This window comes from Arthrobacter nitrophenolicus, assembly GCF_045833485.1.
GTDB lineage: Bacteria > Actinomycetota > Actinomycetes > Actinomycetales > Micrococcaceae > Arthrobacter > Arthrobacter nitrophenolicus.
Genome location: NZ_CP174504.1, coordinates 3,397,352 through 3,413,366, shown reverse-complemented (window position 1 = coordinate 3,413,366; position 16,015 = coordinate 3,397,352). Strand labels below are relative to the sequence as shown.

The 16,015-nt window shown below is 66.9% G+C and carries 12 protein-coding genes and 1 tRNA gene; 4 read left to right on the top strand and 9 right to left on the bottom strand.

Going from position 1 to position 16,015, the window contains the following annotated elements:
* Positions 1–19 precede the first annotated feature (19 nt).
* Positions 20–1,111 carry an ROK family glucokinase gene (locus tag ACJJV6_RS15755; protein ID WP_407709406.1) on the bottom strand — a complete coding sequence of 364 codons (1,092 nt, stop codon included), beginning with the start codon at positions 1,109–1,111 and terminating at the stop codon, positions 20–22.
* A gap of 180 nt (positions 1,112–1,291) precedes the next feature.
* Here ACJJV6_RS15755 and ACJJV6_RS15750 point away from each other — a divergent pair, with 180 nt between their 5' ends.
* Positions 1,292–3,100: an AMP-dependent synthetase/ligase gene (locus ACJJV6_RS15750; protein WP_407709405.1), complete on the top strand. Its 1,809-nt coding sequence runs from the start codon at positions 1,292–1,294 to the stop codon at positions 3,098–3,100.
* Between the two features lie 61 nt (positions 3,101–3,161).
* On the opposite strand, the gene ACJJV6_RS15745 is transcribed toward ACJJV6_RS15750, so the two are convergent.
* Positions 3,162–6,560, bottom strand: coding sequence for a pyruvate carboxylase (locus ACJJV6_RS15745; RefSeq protein WP_407709404.1), 3,399 nt, complete (start codon positions 6,558–6,560; stop codon positions 3,162–3,164).
* A gap of 301 nt (positions 6,561–6,861) precedes the next feature.
* On the opposite strand from ACJJV6_RS15745, the gene ACJJV6_RS15740 reads away from it, so the two are divergent.
* Positions 6,862–7,680 carry a ParA family protein gene (locus tag ACJJV6_RS15740; protein ID WP_407709403.1) on the top strand — a complete coding sequence of 273 codons (819 nt, stop codon included), beginning with the start codon at positions 6,862–6,864 and terminating at the stop codon, positions 7,678–7,680.
* An 89-nt stretch (positions 7,681–7,769) separates the two neighbouring features.
* On the opposite strand, the gene ACJJV6_RS15735 is transcribed toward ACJJV6_RS15740, so the two are convergent.
* From ACJJV6_RS15735 to gcvH, 5 genes are all read right to left on the bottom strand, one after another.
* Entirely contained in the window at positions 7,770–8,363 is a 594-nt protein-coding gene (locus ACJJV6_RS15735; protein ID WP_009358601.1) for a MerR family transcriptional regulator, read from the bottom strand.
* Between the two features lie 230 nt (positions 8,364–8,593).
* Positions 8,594–9,097 carry a bifunctional nuclease family protein gene (locus ACJJV6_RS15730; RefSeq protein ID WP_009358600.1) on the bottom strand — a complete coding sequence of 168 codons (504 nt, stop codon included), beginning with the start codon at positions 9,095–9,097 and terminating at the stop codon, positions 8,594–8,596.
* The gene (locus tag ACJJV6_RS15725) at positions 9,097–9,813 is read right to left on the bottom strand and encodes a MerR family transcriptional regulator (RefSeq protein ID WP_133352406.1); all 717 of its coding nucleotides are present in this window, start codon (positions 9,811–9,813) and stop codon (positions 9,097–9,099) included. The genes ACJJV6_RS15730 and ACJJV6_RS15725 overlap by 1 nt, the downstream gene beginning before the upstream one ends.
* A 23-nt stretch (positions 9,814–9,836) precedes the next feature.
* Entirely contained in the window at positions 9,837–10,313 is a 477-nt protein-coding gene (locus tag ACJJV6_RS15720) for an FHA domain-containing protein (RefSeq protein WP_009358598.1), read from the bottom strand.
* 156 nt (positions 10,314–10,469) lie between these two features.
* The gene (gene gcvH, locus ACJJV6_RS15715) at positions 10,470–10,856 is read right to left on the bottom strand and encodes a glycine cleavage system protein GcvH (RefSeq protein ID WP_009358597.1); all 387 of its coding nucleotides are present in this window, start codon (positions 10,854–10,856) and stop codon (positions 10,470–10,472) included.
* Positions 10,857–11,022: 166 nt separating this feature from the next.
* Here gcvH and ACJJV6_RS15710 point away from each other — a divergent pair, with 166 nt between their 5' ends.
* Positions 11,023–11,892, top strand: a complete 870-nt coding sequence (locus ACJJV6_RS15710; RefSeq protein WP_407709402.1) for an Fpg/Nei family DNA glycosylase — start codon at positions 11,023–11,025, stop codon at positions 11,890–11,892.
* 190 nt (positions 11,893–12,082) lie between these two features.
* On the top strand, positions 12,083–14,188 hold the full coding sequence (locus tag ACJJV6_RS15705) for a polysaccharide deacetylase family protein (protein ID WP_407709401.1): 2,106 nt from the start codon (positions 12,083–12,085) through the stop codon (positions 14,186–14,188).
* 63 nt (positions 14,189–14,251) lie between these two features.
* On the opposite strand, the gene ACJJV6_RS15700 is transcribed toward ACJJV6_RS15705, so the two are convergent.
* A tRNA-Pro gene (locus tag ACJJV6_RS15700) sits at positions 14,252–14,328 on the bottom strand.
* Positions 14,329–14,460: 132 nt separating this feature from the next.
* Complete coding sequence (gene der, locus ACJJV6_RS15695; RefSeq protein ID WP_009358989.1) at positions 14,461–16,011, bottom strand: ribosome biogenesis GTPase Der; 1,551 nt, start codon at positions 16,009–16,011, stop codon at positions 14,461–14,463.
* Between the last annotated feature and the right edge of the window lie 4 nt (positions 16,012–16,015).

The window sequence follows — 16,015 nt, the reverse complement described above, 5'->3', positions numbered from 1 at the left end:
CTGCCCCCGGCCCGGGTGTTCAGTGGCGGACCCTGCTGCTGACGCGTGACAGATCCGCCGCACCGATCAGTCCTGCATTGGGCCCCAGGGCGGCAAGCTCGATCCCGGCGGCGGGACGGAAGCCGCGCCCGGTCAGGTTCCGCGCGAACGCCTTCCGTGCAGGTTCCACCAGCAGGTTTCCGGCCGAGCAGAGTCCGCCGCCAATCACGAAAAGGCCGGGATCGAGCGCTGCTGCCAGGTTCGCGAGGCCCAGGCCGAGCCATTCGCCCACCTCCTCGATCAGCTCACGGGAGGCAGTGTCCCCGGCCAGCGCGAGCTCTGTCACCACGGCGCCGGTGATGGTCTCCACGCGGCCGCCGACTGCTGCCAGCAGGTCCTGCGCCATCGGGGAATTGCTGCGGGCCAGGATCCTGGCCTCCCGCCCCAGGGCGTTGCCGGAGGCATACTGCTCCCAGCACCCGCGGTTGCCGCACTCACACCGGTGCCCGCCCGGCATGATGATCTGGTGTCCGAACTCGCCGGCCACTCCGAACCGGCCGCGCTCCACCCTGCCGTCCATGACCTCGGCACCGCCTATGCCGGTGCCGAGGGTGATGCAGACCAGCCGGTCTTCACCCTGGCCGGCACCGAAGCGCCATTCAGCCCAGGCCGCGGCGTCGGCGTCGTTGGCGAGCAGAACGGGCCTTCGCAGGAGCCGCTGCAGGTTGGCCCGGAGGGGCTCATTGCGCCACGCCAGGTGCGGACTGAACAGGACGGTGCCGCCGTCGAGGTCCATCCACCCGGCGGCGCCTATCCCAACCGAGCGGATACGCTGCCCCCTGCCCAGCTCTTCCACGAGCTCCACGATGACCTGCTCAACGGCGCGAGGATCAGTGCCGGGCGTGGAACGGCGCGCCTCACTCAGGATCCTGCCTTCGGCATCCACCACGCCGGCCGCCACCTTGGTGCCGCCAATATCGATGCCAATAGCCAGCCCCCTGCGGCCAAGCCGCACCTGTCCGTGGAAGCCGCCGCCCCCTCTTCTGCCTGCCCGGTAGGGGGCGGAGCGGCGCCGCCAGGGGACGGGCCTGCTGAGGGGACCGGCCTGTTCGCCGGAAGATTGTGCGTACATAGTTTCCCATTCTAGGTTTTGCATCTCCGGGTAGCGGAACCCGCCCGCCGCGCCGCCGTGAGCATGTGTTGACGGATAAGTTACTCACCAGTAGGTTTAGGTGCTGCACTGCTCCCGCACCGGCGTACTACTCTTTAGGCATACCCCTGAAGCGGGAGTTCGGATATCAAAGGAGCTATAGTGCGCGAATTCAGTGTTCCGCCTCTTGTTGTTGTTCCACCGGAAACCAATATCACCGATCTGGTGCTGCGGCAGGCGAACAAAGCCAGCAACCCGGCACTGTTCTCGCGCCTGGATTCAGCGGGTTCCTGGCAGGATGTTTCCGCCACCGATTTCCTCGCCGACGTCAAGGCGCTGGCCAAGGGGTTGATTGCCAGTGGCGTCGGTGCGGGTGACCGCGTCGGCATCATGTCCCGCACCCGGTACGAATGGGCCCTGGTGGACTTTGCCATCTGGTTCGCCGGCGGCGTCTCCGTCCCCATTTACGAAACCTCCTCGCCGTCCCAGGTTGCCTGGAACCTCGGCGACTCGGGTGCCGTGGCCGCCTTTGGCGAAGCCGCCCACCACGAGAACGTCATCCGGCAGGCCGTCGCGGCGGAAGGCCTTACCGCCCTCCAGCATGTCTGGCAGCTGGAAGGTGCAGGCCTGGATGCGCTCCGTGCGGCCGGGTCAGGGGTCAGCGACGACGAGCTTGAGTCCCGCCGGACGGCCGCCAAGCTGTCCGACCTTGCCACGATCATCTACACCTCGGGCACCACCGGACGGCCCAAGGGCTGCGAACTGACCCACGGCAACTTCGTCGAACTCTCCGACAATGCCTTGGCAATCATCGGCGAGATCGTCCACGAGAACGCCAAGACCATCATGTTCCTGCCGCTGGCCCACGTCTTTGCACGGTTCATCTCGGTGCTGGCCATGGCCGCCGGCACCACCGTTGCCCACACACCGGACATCAAGAACCTGCTGTCGGACCTGCAGAGCTACGAGCCCACGTTCATCCTCGCGGTCCCGCGGGTTTTCGAGAAGGTCTACAACTCGGCCATGACCAAGGCGGAGGACGGCGGCAAGGGCGCCATCTTCCACAAGGCGGCAGATACGGCCATCGCCTTCTCCAAGGCGCGGCAGGCCGGCAAGGTGGGACTGGGACTGAGGCTGCGCCACGCCTTGTTCGACAAGCTGGTCTACGGCAAGCTCCGGGCTGCCATGGGTGGCCATGTCGCCCACGCGGTGTCCGGCGGCGGACCCCTCGGCGAACGGCTTGGCCACTTCTTCCAGGGCATCGGCCTCCAGGTCCTGGAGGGCTACGGCCTGACCGAGACCACGGCTCCCATTACGGTGAACACACCATCCCGGATCAAGATCGGTTCGGTGGGCAAGCCGCTGCCCGGGAACGCCGTGCGGATCGCCGAGGATGGGGAGATCCTGGCCAAGGGCGTCTGCGTCATGCGCGGCTATTACAAGCGCGAGGACCTGTCGGCGGAGACGTTCACCGACGGCTGGTTCCGCACGGGCGATATCGGCCGCCTCGATGAGGACGGCTTCGTCTGGATCACCGGACGCAAGAAGGAAATCATCGTCACGGCCGGCGGCAAGAACGTCATTCCCGCCCTGCTTGAGGACCAGATCCGGGCCGATGCCCTGGTGTCCCAGGTGCTGGTGGTGGGTGACAACCGGCCGTTCATCGGCGCGTTGGTGACCCTGGACCAGGAAGCCCTGCCGGGCTGGCTGCAGCGCCATGGGCTGCCGGCGGACACCACCCTGGACCAGGCCGCCGCCAACCCTGTGGTCAAGGCCGCGGTCCAGGACCTGATCACGGCTGCCAACGCCTCCGTGTCCCAGGCGGAGGCCATCAAGTCGTTCCGGATCGTGCCCGCCGATTTCACCGAAGCCTCCGGCCACCTGACCCCTTCGATGAAGGTCAAGCGGGCGCAGGTCATGAAGGACTTCGATACGGTCATCGAGGAAATGTACGCGGCGCCGCGTTCCTGACACCGGCAACAACAAAGGGTCCTTCACACCGTGAAGGACCCTTTGTTGTTGTGGCTGGGTGTTACTGCTCGACCACCAGGAGCAGGTCTCCGCCCTGCACCTGCTCCACGGAGGAGATGGCCAGGCGGGAAACCTTGCCGCCCACCGGCGTCGTGATGGAAGCCTCCATCTTCATCGCCTCGATGGTGGCCACGGTGTCTCCGGCGTTGACGGTCTCGCCGGCCTTGACCGTAACGGTGACGGCACCGGCGAACGGGGCCGCAACGTGGCCCGGCTGCCCCGGGTCTGCCTTCTCGGCGGACTTAACATTGCTCACCACCGAACGGTCGCGCACCACCACGGGCCGTGACTGGCCGTTGAGGGTACACATCACGGTGCGCATGCCCTTTTCGTCGGGCTCCGAGACCGCCTCCAGGGAGGCGATCAGCCGCACGCCCTTCTCCAGCTGGATCTCATGCTCCTGGCCGCGCTGGAGCCCGTACAGGTAATCGCGCGTATCCAGGACCGAGATGTTGCCGTAGGTCTCCACGCTCTTGAGGTAGTCCTTGGTGGGGCCGTCGAAGAGCAGCCGGTTCAGCGTGTGCTGGCGGGTCTTGGAGTCGGACTTGAGGGCGGCACTGTCCTCGGCGCTGAGCTCGGCGTCGCGGACCTTCACGCTCCGGCCCTGCAGGGCCTTGGTGCGGAAGGGCTCCGGCCAGCCGCCGGGGGGATCACCGAGCTCGCCGGACAGGAAGCCGATGACGGAATCCGGAATGTCGTAGTTCTGCGGGTTCTCGTTGAAGTCGGCAGGGTCCGCGTTGAGGCCCACCAGGTGCAGGGCGAGGTCGCCCACCACCTTGGAGGACGGCGTTACCTTGACCAGGTGGCCCAGGATGCGGTCGGCAGCGGTGTACATGTCCTCGATAGCTTCAAACCGCTCCCCCAGGCCCAGCGCCATTGCCTGCTGGCGCAGGTTGGACAGCTGCCCGCCCGGAATTTCGTGCTTGTAAACCCGGCCGGTGGGGCCCGGAAGGCCCGACTCGAAGGGGGCGTAAACCCGGCGGACCGCTTCCCAGTAGGGCTCCAGGGAACTGACGGCGTCCAGGTCAAGGCCGGTATCGCGCGGCGTGTGCGCCAGGGCCGCGACCAGGGCCGACGCCGACACCTGGCTGGTGGTGCCGGCCAGGGATGCGGAGGCGACGTCGACGGCGTCCACGCCTGCGTCGACAGCCGCCAGGAGGGTGGCCAGCTGGCCGCCCGCCGTGTCGTGGGTGTGCAGGTGCACCGGCAGGTCGAAGCGTTCGCGCAGGGCCGCGACAAGCTTGGCGGCGGCCGCGGGACGCAGCAGGCCTGCCATGTCCTTGATGGCCAGGATGTGCGCACCGGCGTCGACGATCTTCTGGGCCAGCCCGAGGTAGTAGTCCAGCGTGTACAGCGTTTCCTTGGGATCCAGCATGTCGCCCGTGTAGCACAGCGCCACTTCCGCGACGGCGGTGCCCGTAGCCCGGACGGCGCGGATCGCGGGTGCCATCTGGCTGACGTCGTTCAGTGCATCGAAGATGCGGAAGATATCGATGCCTGTTGCTGCGGCCTCGTTGACGAACGCTTCGGTGACCTCTTCCGGGTACGGCGTGTAGCCCACCGTGTTGCGGCCGCGCAGCAGCATCTGCAGGCAGACGTTCGGCAGCGCCTTGCGCAGCGCCGCCAGCCGGTCCCAGGGGTCTTCGCCGAGGAAGCGGAGTGCGACGTCGTAGGTGGCGCCGCCCCAGCACTCGACCGACAGCAGTTCCGGCATGAGCGCGGTCACGGCAGGACCGGCGGCAACAAGGTCCCGGGTGCGGACACGGGTTGCGAGCAGGGACTGGTGCGCGTCGCGGAACGTTGTGTCCGTCACCGCCACTGCCTGCTGCTCCCGGAGCGCTTTGGCGAACCCGTCCGGTCCCAGTTCAAGGAGCTTCTGCCGTGAGCCTGCGGCGGCCGGACGGTCCTTGACGGACGGAAGCTTGTCAGCCGGGTTGGAGTGGACTTTCAGCTCGCCGTTGGGCTTGTTCACGGTAACGTCGGCCAGCCAGGTGAGGAGCTTGGTGCCGCGGTCGGCGGACACCCGGGCCTTGAGCAGCTGGGGGCGTTCGTCAATGAAGCTCGTGGCGACGTCGCCGGCGATGAAGTCCGGATCGTCGAGCACGGCCTGCAGGAAGGAGATGTTGGTTGAAACGCCGCGGATGCGGAATTCGGCGAGGGCACGGCGCGCGCGTGCCACGGCTGCGGGGTAATCCCGGCCGCGGCAGGTGAGCTTGACCAGCATGGAGTCGAAGTGGGGGCTGATTTCGGCACCCGAGTAGACGGTGCCGCCGTCGAGCCGGACGCCTGCGCCGCCCGCGGACCGGTAGCCGGTGATCTTTCCGACGTCGGGCCGGAAGCCGTTGGCGGGGTCCTCGGTGGTGATGCGGCTCTGCAGGGCCGCGCCCTTGAGGTGGACGGTTTCCTGGGAAAGGCCGAGGTCTGCCAGCGTCTCACCCGAGGCGATCCGCATCTGTGCCTGCACCAGGTCGACGTCGGTGACCTCTTCGGTGACGGTGTGCTCCACCTGGATGCGCGGGTTCATTTCAATGAACACGTGCTGGCCGGCGCGCTCACCGGCGGTGTCCACGAGGAACTCCACCGTGCCGGCGTTGACGTAGTTGAGTGCCTTGGCGAACTTGACGGCGTCGCGGTAGAGGGCCTGGCGGATGCCCTCGTCCAGGTTGGGCGCCGGGGCGATCTCGATGACCTTCTGGTGGCGGCGCTGGATGGAGCAGTCGCGCTCGAACAGGTGCATGACGTTGCCCTCGGCGTCTGCCAGGATCTGCACCTCGATGTGGCGGGGGCGCAGGACGGCCTGCTCCAGGAACATGGTGGGATCGCCGAAAGCGGCATCGGCTTCACGCATGGCGGACTTCAGCGCTTCGGGCAGCGCCTCACGGGTGTCCACGCGGCGCATGCCGCGGCCACCGCCGCCCGCGACTGCCTTTGCAAAGATGGGGAAGCCGATCTCGTCCGCAGCCGCAAGGAGTTCGTCCAGGTCCTTGGAGGGTTCACTGGACTTAAGGACGGGAACGCCGGCTTCGCGGGCGGCCTTGAGCGCCGCCACCTTGTTGCCTGCCAGTTCCAGCACTTCCGCCGGCGGCCCAACGAAGGTGATGCCGGCTTCCTTGGCTGCACGGGCCAGGTCCGGATTCTCGGACAGGAAACCGTAGCCAGGGTAGATGGCGTCCGCACCGGACTCCTTGGCCACCCGGACGACCTCTTTGACGTCAAGGTAGGCCCGGACGGGGTGTCCTTCCTCGCCGATCAGGTACGCCTCGTCCGCTTTCTGGCGGTGGATGGAGTTCCTGTCCTCTTGAGGAAAAACGGCAACGGTCTTGGCGCCCAGCTCGTAGCCGGCGCGGAAGGCCCTGATCGCGATTTCGCCGCGGTTGGCCACCAGAACTTTGGAAAACATACTTCTCCTGCATCATTGCGGGTGGATCGGTGAGTGGTCACAGTGTCTAGGACCTACAAGGACAAACACAAATCTTTGTGTCGACCATCACAGATTTCCCCGTCATGTCCCGATCGCTTCCGCCTGTCGCGGCGGAAAGGGCCCCGGCAGCACAGTGGATGCCATGCCGACCCCCGATAAGGCGGGATTCGCCAACGCATCCACATATGATGAGTAGGGCGGCAGGACCGTCCGGCTTCGGCGCTGCCGGAGCAAACATTACTCCCAACACGGCATCCGGCGTTAGGTTTTGGTCTCTCAAGTGCAAGTAGTCAGCATCAGCAGCCTTAAGGGTGGAGTCGGCAAGACTTCCGTCACCACAGGATTGGCGTCTGCGGCGCTGGCCGCGGGCGTCAGCACGCTGGTGGTGGACCTGGATCCGCACGCCGACGCAACCACGGCACTGGGCGTGCAGCCCGGGGACCAGCTGGATATTGGCAGGATGCTCAAGAGCCCGCGCCGCGCCAGACTGGCGGAGAACGTGGTCGGCAGCAGCTGGACAGCCCGGGCCGCTTCCAACGGGTCCGGCCCCGCGGTACTTGACGTCGCCGTCGGCTCCGCCTACACGGGTATCTACGACCGGCCGGACCTTGGCCGCCGCGACCTCCGCCGGCTCTCAACGGTCCTGGCCGGAGCCGACAACTACCAGCTGGTCCTGGTCGACTGCCCTCCGTCACTCAACGGCCTCACCCGGATGGCCTGGTCCGCCAGCGACAAGGTTGCCCTCGTGGCCGAGCCGGGACTGTTCTCCGTGGCCGGTACGGAACGCACCATGCGGGCCATCCAGCTGTTCCGGCAGGAATTCGCCCCCAACCTCTCCCCTGCCGGCATTGTGGCCAACCGGGTCCGGACCGGCTCCTCCGAGCACAGCTACCGGCTCGCGGAAATGGAGTCCATGTTCGGCGATCTCCTGCTGAGCCCGCGCATCCCCGAGCAGGCGAACTGGCAGCAGATCCAGGGCGCCGCCCACCCGGTACACCACTGGCCGGGCGAGTCGGCCAAGTCTGCAGCCGCCCTCTTCGACGACCTGCTGGCCAACCTGATGGAAGTGGGCAGCGGGCTGCGCGCACGCGCGAGGTAGGCATGGCGTCCGGGCCGATGCCCGGCCACGCCAGGAGACAGGAAGAGGGCCGCTCCCGTGGGAGCGGCCCTCTTCCGTTTAACTAAGCCTCAGCTGATCTTGCGTGCTGCGCGGCGCTTGCTCAGCTCGTCGTCGGGAAAGGACTGCTCGGCCGCGTGTTCGCTGGGCAGCGAAGCAAGGCTGCCTTCCACCTCGCGCCAGACCCGGCCCACGGCAATGCCGAACACGCCCTGCCCGCCCTGCACGAGATCGATGACCTCGTCAGCCGAAGTGCATTCGTACACGCTCGCGCCGTCGCTCATCAGGGTAATCTGCGCCAGGTCCTCGACGCCGCGTTCACGCAGGTGCTCCACCGCGGTGCGGATCTGCTGCAGGGATACACCGGTGTCCAGGAGCCGCTTGACGACTTTGAGGACCAGGATGTCGCGGAAGCCATACAGCCGCTGGGATCCGGAGCCTGCAGCGCCGCGGACAGCGGGTTCCACCAGCCCGGTGCGGGCCCAGTAGTCCAGCTGCCGGTAAGTAATGCCTGCCGCTTTGCATGCAGTGGGTCCCCGGTATCCGGCGTCCTCGTCCAGCACGGGAAGGTCCTCGGTGAACAGGAGGCCCTGGGCACCGCTCGCGGGCACAGCAACACCAGCCGTGGGCTGTTTCAGCCCGCCTGCTTCGCCTTTGGGACTCACCTGGATCCTCCTTGTCCTGCGCTCCCGGGGAACACCTGCAGCAACTGGCATGAAAAGCATGCATGTAATTTTCGCGGGGCGCACTTTCCAGTGTGACTTGCGCGGCTGCCGTAGGCAATGGGAACTTGATACTTCGACGTTAGGCCCGGCAGGGCCCAAGGTCAAAGACCTTGGAGGCTTTGGGCAGGCGTGTCGAAACTTTCAGCCTCAACTTTAACCTTAACGTGACCTCAGCCGTCGAAGTCTTCGGGCTCCACGTCATCGAGGAATTCACGGAACCGCCGGAGCTCGCGCTCCTCATCAACTGTCGGACCGGGCTCGGTATCCTCGCCCTCGTCATGCTCGGTGATGCGGACCCCGGCCTCGTCCATCACCGAATCGGCGCACCAGATCCGGCACTTCGCGCGGAGGGCGACGGCGAGGGCGTCCGAGGCCCGGGAGCTGACCGTGGTGCCGTTCTCAAACTGCAGTTGTCCGTAGAAGATGTTGTCCTCAACGGCCACGATGTTGACGCTGACCACGCTGTGGCCGAGTGCCTCCACCACATCCACAAGCAGGTCGTGTGTCATGGGGCGCGGCGGGACCACACCCTGCTGGGCAAGGGCAATGGCGCTGGCCTCGGGGGTGCCGATCCAAATCGGAACATGCCGTTCCCCGTGCATCTCCCGCAGCAGGACCAGGGGCTGGTTGGAAGGCAGTTCAATCCGAACGCCAACAATCTCGACTTCAATCATCAGATGTCCATGCGTGAGATGTGGTCCTGCACCAGGGCGCGGTGCAGGGTGAGGCAAAGGTCGCTGATCTCACGGGCGGCCTCGGCAGCCCGTGCCTGGGACGCGGAGTCCTTCCGTGAGGCAAGTGGTGCCACCGCCCGTTCCACCAGGCCGAACTCGCGTTCCGCCGCCGCCTGGAAGGGACGCAGGTGCCGGGGTTCCAGCCCGTGGCTTTCCAGCTGTACGCAGGCGCGCGCCACCTGGAGGGCATGTTCGTCGAACATGCCGTTGCTGTGGCTGATGAGCCCGAAATCCAGGAGTGCCTGGAGCAGGGGGACGCTGGCACCTGATTCCGTGCGCAGCTGTTCCTCTGTCAGCTTCCGGCCGCGGTTCTGCAGCTCGGCGGCCAGCTCGTCGGAGACGATGCGCGGCGAAACCACGACGCCGGGCGGAAGGTTCTCCGGCCGCTCTCCCCTGTCGATGGCGTCAAGGTAGTCCTTGATGACTTTCAGGGGGAGGTACTGGTCCCGCTGCAGCGCCAGGACGAAGCGCAGCCGTTCCACGTCGCCGTCGGAATACTGGCGGTAGCCCGCTGGGGTCCGCCGCGGGTTGATAAGTCCCTTTTCCTCAAGGAACCGGATTTTGGACGCTGTCATGCCCGGGAAGTCGGCGCTCAGCTGCGCGAGGACTTCCCCAATGTTCAGGACCTGCGGTCCCCGGCGTTCCGGTTGTGCCATTGCCACAGGCAGCGGTCCCCGGATCAGCCGCGGCCTGCAGCGGTGGCAGGGCTCAGGTAGAAGGTAAGGCGGAACTTGCCGATTTGGACTTCGCTGCCGGATTTAAGCTCCACGGCGTCCACGCGGTCATGGTTGACGTAGGTGCCGTTGAGGCTGTTCTTGTCCACCACCTCAAAGCTGCGGGCGGTGCGGCGGAACTCCACGTGCCGGCGGGAGACGGTGACGTCATCAAGGAAGATGTCAGCGTCCGGGTGCCGGCCGGCGGTGGTGACGTCCGAATCCAGCAGGAAGCGGGCGCCGGCGTTGGGACCGCTGTGTGCCACCAGCAGCGCGGAACCGGCGGGCAGTGCCTCGACGGAGCTCCGCTCTTCGGAGGACAGCTTGGGGGCGATGGTGGGCTCGTCCCTGACCGGGGTCAGGTTGATGGAGGTGGTCTCCGACGCCTTAGCCGCACCCGTGCCGTATTCCCCATCGGCAGGGTTCGATGTGTGGCCAGCCATGGATTCCTCCTCTTCCCGCTGCAGCCCTCCGGCGTGCAACCAACGTTTGCCCTCCGGACCTGCCCGGCAGGTCCGGCACCGGCTCCCCATCCGGCTCTTGACGTGCGACGACGTCCTGCCTGCGACGCGGGGCCGGACCGGATATACCGGTTAGCTTTAGCCTACCTGCTGTTCGTACTCCGATGCACTGAGCAATGAATCAACGGCGTCGGCCTCGGCCAGTTTGACCTCGATCAGCCAGCCGTCACCGTAAGGATCCGTGTTGATCAGCGCCGAGTCGGTGTCCAGGGACTCGTTGCGGGCTACCACTTCACCGCTGACCGGGGCGTAGATGTCGCTGACGCTCTTCGTGGACTCCACCTCGCCCACAACTTCGTTGGCCGTAATTTTGGTGCCGATCTCGGGCATCTGGGCGTAGACAACATCTCCAAGCGCGTCCTGCGCGAAGTCGGTAATGCCCACGCGGACCACGCCGTCGGCATTGGGAGCGGAAACCCACTCGTGTTCGGCGGTGTAGGACAGGTCTTCGGGAATGTTGCTCATGGGGGGCCTTTCATCGGGTCAAAACTCGAAGGTCACGGGGCCCGGGAAACAGACCGCCGCTGAAAGTATAGGCACATCTGCCGGAGCGTCCACCGGGGTTTCTGACAAGATGGGAACCATGAGCGAGCGCCATGGTGCAGGACGTCCGGGACCCGGCAGGTAGGCCATGCCGGAACTTCCCGAAGTGGCCGGACTGGCCCGGTTCCTCGACGAGCAGCTGCGGGGCTGCGTCCTCGACAAGCTGCAGATTGTCTCCTTTGCCGTGCTGAAGACGGCCGACCCGCCCTATTCGGCGCTGGAGGGCCGGACCGTGTCCGGGGTCCGGCGGTTCGGGAAGTTCATCAGCATTGACACGGACGGGATCTCCTTGGTGTTCCACCTGGCCCGCGCCGGCTGGCTGCGCTACACGGACTCCCCCGCCGCCGGCCAGCTGAAGATGGGCAAGGGCCTCATCGCCGTCCGCTGTACCTTCACCGGCCCGGACGGGCCGAGGGGGTTCGACCTCACCGAGGCCGGGACGAAGAAGAGCCTGGCCGTCTACGTGGTGCGGGACCCCCAGGATGTGCCCGGAATCGCCACACTGGGTCCGGATCCCTTCGCGGAGGCGTTCGACGCCGGCACGCTGGCTGAGATCCTGGCAGGCAGTTCCCAGCAGATCAAGGGGCTGCTGCGGAGCCAGAGCGTCATAGCGGGCATCGGCAACGCCTACAGTGACGAGATCCTGCACGCGGCCCGGATCTCCCCGTTCGCCACGGCCAAGTCCTTGGACCGGGAGACGGTGCAGGTCCTCTATGACGCCATCCACGACGTCCTGGGCGCAGCCCTGGCGGAGGCCGGCGGCAAGCCACCCAAGGAACTCAAGGACGTCAAGCGGAGCCACATGCGTGTCCACGCCAGGACGGGCCTGCCATGCCCGGTGTGCGGGGACACCGTCCGGGAGGTGTCTTTCGCAGATACAGCCCTGCAGTACTGCCCCACCTGCCAGACGAAGGGCAAGATCCTCGCGGACCGCAGGACATCGAAGTTCCTGAAGTAGGAACCTCCGGCAGCCACCATTGTTGACGACTTGGCTGCGTAATTGAGGCCTTGGTCCTGCGGCAGCGCCGCGGGCGGTGCCGCGCGGATCCCCATTGCAATTCGGGACCTCTGGCCCTGCCCGGGCTTCCCCCTGGGGCGTAGCGTCTGGACCAAGGCCCGCATGTCTCGGTCAACACGAAGGGGTCACAATGCGCCGGTCTCGATCCGCCGTCCTTGGAATCGCCTTGGCCCTCGCCTTCAGCGGGGGCCTCGGGGGCACGGCCCTGGGGCCGCCCGCGTCTTCCGCATCAGCGATTGCTGCGCAACACAGCGATCCGGCGTCGATGGTGGCGGTGCAGGCCGGCGACGACGCGATCGTCCAGCACTACGAGCAGCTCGGCGGCAGCGCATCGTTCCTCGGCACGCCAGTCGGCAGCGCGTACGACATCGCTGGCGGACGCGCCCAGGACTACACCGGCGGCACGATCTACTTCAGCGCCGGCACCGGGGCACACGAAGTCCACGGCGCAATCCGCGGACGCTACCTCGAACTCGGCGGACCGGCCGGCTTCCTGGGCTTCCCGCTCACCGACGAAACCGCCACACCCGGCACCGCCGGCCGATACAACAACTTCACCGGCGGGGCGATCTACTTCAGCACCGGCACCGGGGCACACGAAGTCCACGGCGCAATCCGCGGACGCTACCTCGAACTCGGCGGACCGGCCGGCTTCCTGGGCTTCCCGCTCACCGACGAAACCGCCACACCCGGCACCGCCGGCCGATACAACAACTTCACCGGCGGGGCGATCTACTTCAGCACCGGCACCGGGGCACACGAAGTCCACGGCGCAATCCGCGGACGCTACCTCGAACTCGGCGGACCGGCCGGCTTCCTGGGCTTCCCGCTCACCGACGAAACCGCCACACCCGGCACCGCCGGCCGATACAACAACTTCACCGGCGGGGCGATCTACTTCAGCACCGGCACCGGGGCACACGAAGTCCACGGCGCAATCCGCGGACGCTACCTCGAACTCGGCGGACCGGCCGGCTTCCTGGGCTTCCCGCTCACCGACGAAACCGCCACACCCGGCACCGCCGGCCGATACAACAACTTCACCGGCGGGGCGATCTACTTCAGCACCGGCACCGGGGCACACGAAGTCCACGGCGCAATCCGCGGACGCTACCTCGAACTCGGCGGACCGGCCGGCTTCCTGGGCTTCCCGCTCACCGACGAAACCGCCACACCCGGCGCCGCCGGCCGATACAACAACTTCACCGGCGGGGCGATCTACTTCAGCACCGGCACCGGGGCACACGAAGTCCACGGCGCAATCCGCGGACGCTACCTCGAACTCGGCGGACCGGCCGGCGTGCTCGGATTCCCCGTGTCGGACGAGACAGGCACCCCCGACGGGATCGGCCGGTACAACCACTTCAGCGGCACCAACATGGCCTCTTCGATCTACTTTTCACCCGCGACAGGAGCCCACGAGGTGTACGGAGCCATCCGGGCCCAGTGGGTGGCCCTCGGGTGGGAGCGCAGCCGGCTCGGCTACCCGACCAGCGGCGAGTACGGCATCAAGGACGGCCGCCGCAGCGACTTCCAGCACGGTTCCATCCTGGTGCACACGGCCAGTGGCAGGATCGAGGTCACCTACACCAGCGTCCCGCCGGCGCTCCTGGGCGTCGATCTTGAGCGCATTCCGACCACGCAGAAGGTTGTCGCACTCACATTCGACGCCGGTGCCAACGACGCCGGCCTCCGATCGATCCTCGCCACCCTCGCAGCCAACGGCGTCCCGGGCACGTTCTTCCTCACCGGAGACTGGGTCAACCAGTTCCCCTCAGACCCGGCGCTGATTTACAACGCGGGGCATCGGATCGGCAATCACTCCATGACCCACCCGGATTTCACAACCCTGACCAGTGCGCAGATCGCGGCCGAGATCAGCAGCGCCCAGAGGACCATCGAGGCCGCTGGAGGAGACCCGCGCCCGTTCTTCCGCTTCCCGTTCGGCGCCCGCGATTCCCGCACGATCGCAGACGTCAACGCCGCCGGCTACACCGCGGTCCGCTGGACCGTTGACACCCTGGGCTGGCAAGGCACGATGAACGGAACGCGCGGCCCGGGCTTCGTCGTCCAGCGCGTCATGGCTTCCGCGCAGCCCGGGCAGATCGTCCTCATGCACCTCGGCTCCAACCCGGACGACGGTTCAACGCTCGACGCCGCGGCCCTCCCGGAGGTGATCTCCCAACTCCGGGCGGCAGGCTACGGCTTCGTTACCCTCGATGCCGCCCTCGGCTAGCCAGCGCCTACAAAGTTCCACCAACGCAAAAGCCGCGGAAACCTTGAGGTTTCCGCGGCTTTGTGGTCGGGCTGACAGGATTTGAACCTGCGACCCCTTGACCCCCAGTCAAGTGCGCTACCAAGCTGCGCTACAGCCCGCTGGTTCCGCCGTTCTCCGCTGATTTCCATCAGCAGTCCGGCCGAACCACCTAGAAGAGCTTACACGATCCGGAAGGGTGCCTGTGACACTTTCGGGATTTCAGCCCCAACGTGTCGAAGACAACATCCGGATCAACGCTTCCGGCCCCGCTTTTCCCGCACGCGCATGCTGACCTCGATGGGGGTGCCCTCGAAGCCGAAGGTTTCCCGCAGCCGGCGGGTGATGAAGCGGCGGTATCCCGGATCCAGGAATCCGGTGGTGAACAGCACGAACTTGGGCGGCCGGCTGGATGCCTGCGTTCCAAAGAGGATGCGGGGCTGCTTGCCGCCGCGGACCGGGTGCGGATGTGCCGCCACCAGCTCGCCCAGGAAGGCATTCAGCCGCCCGGTGGGGATGCGCCGGTCCCAGTTTTCCAGCGCCAGGTCCAGGGCGGGCACCAGGCGGTCCTTGTGCCAGCCGGTCTTGGCGGAGATGTTCACCCGGGGCGCCCAGTCCACATGCGCCAGGTCCTGCTCGATCTCGCGCTCCAGGTAGCGGCGGCGCTCGTCGTCCAGCAGGTCCCACTTGTTGAAGGCCAGGACCAGGGCGCGGCCGGACTCGATGGCCAGCTGCAGGATGCGCACATCCTGCTCGCTGAGGACTTCGTCCACGGCGAGGAGCACGACGGCGACCTCCGCCTTTTCGAGCGCGGCCTGGGTCCGGAGCGAGGCGTAGTAGTCCGCGCCCTGCGCCATGTGCTGGCGGCGGCGGATGCCGGCGGTGTCCACGAAGCGCCAGGTGCGTCCGCCGAGCTCGATGAATTCATCCACGGGGTCGCGGGTGGTGCCGGCAGTGTTGTCCACCACCACGCGCTCGGACCCGGCCAGCTTGTTCAGCAGGGACGACTTGCCCACGTTGGGACGGCCGATCAAGGCGATCCGGCGAGGCCCGCCGGAACGCTCCAGGCCCTCGATGGTGGAAAATTCCGGCAGCACGTCCATCACGTGGTCGAGCAGGTCGGCCACGCCGCGGCCGTGAAGGGCGGAGACGGGGTACGGCTCGCCGAAACCAAGGCCCCACAGGACGGCGGAATCGGCTTCCTGGGCAAAGTCGTCCACCTTGTTGGCCACCAGGATGACCGGCTTTTTGCTGCGGCGCAGCATCTTCATCACGGCCTCGTCGGTGGCGGTGGCCCCGACGGCCGAGTCGACGACGAACAGGACGGCGTCGGCGAGTTCCACGGCCATCTCGGCCTGCTCCGCAACGCGGGCGTGGATGCCGCGGGCGTCGTGCTCCCAGCCGCCGGTGTCCACCAGCGTGAAGTTGCGGCCGTTCCAGTTCGCGGAATACATGACACGGTCGCGGGTCACGCCGGGTGTATCCTCCACCACGGCTTCGCGCCGGCCCAGGATTCGGTTCACCAGGGTGGACTTGCCCACGTTCGGGCGCCCGATGATGGCCAGGACCGGGTCAAGCTTGACCGGGCCTTCGAAGTCCTCGTCGCCGTACTCCCCGCTGAGCAGGGCGGCGTCTTCCTCATCCAGGTCGTAGTCCTCCAGGCCGGCCCGGAGGGAGGCGGCGCGAAGCTCGGCCTCGTCGTCGTCAATGGCTGCCAGCCGTTCGGCCACCTGGTCGGTGCCCGTGGGCGTGTATTCGTCTTCGCCGGGGCCCGAGAGGCCGGGGGTCTGCGTGGTGTCGCTCATTGCA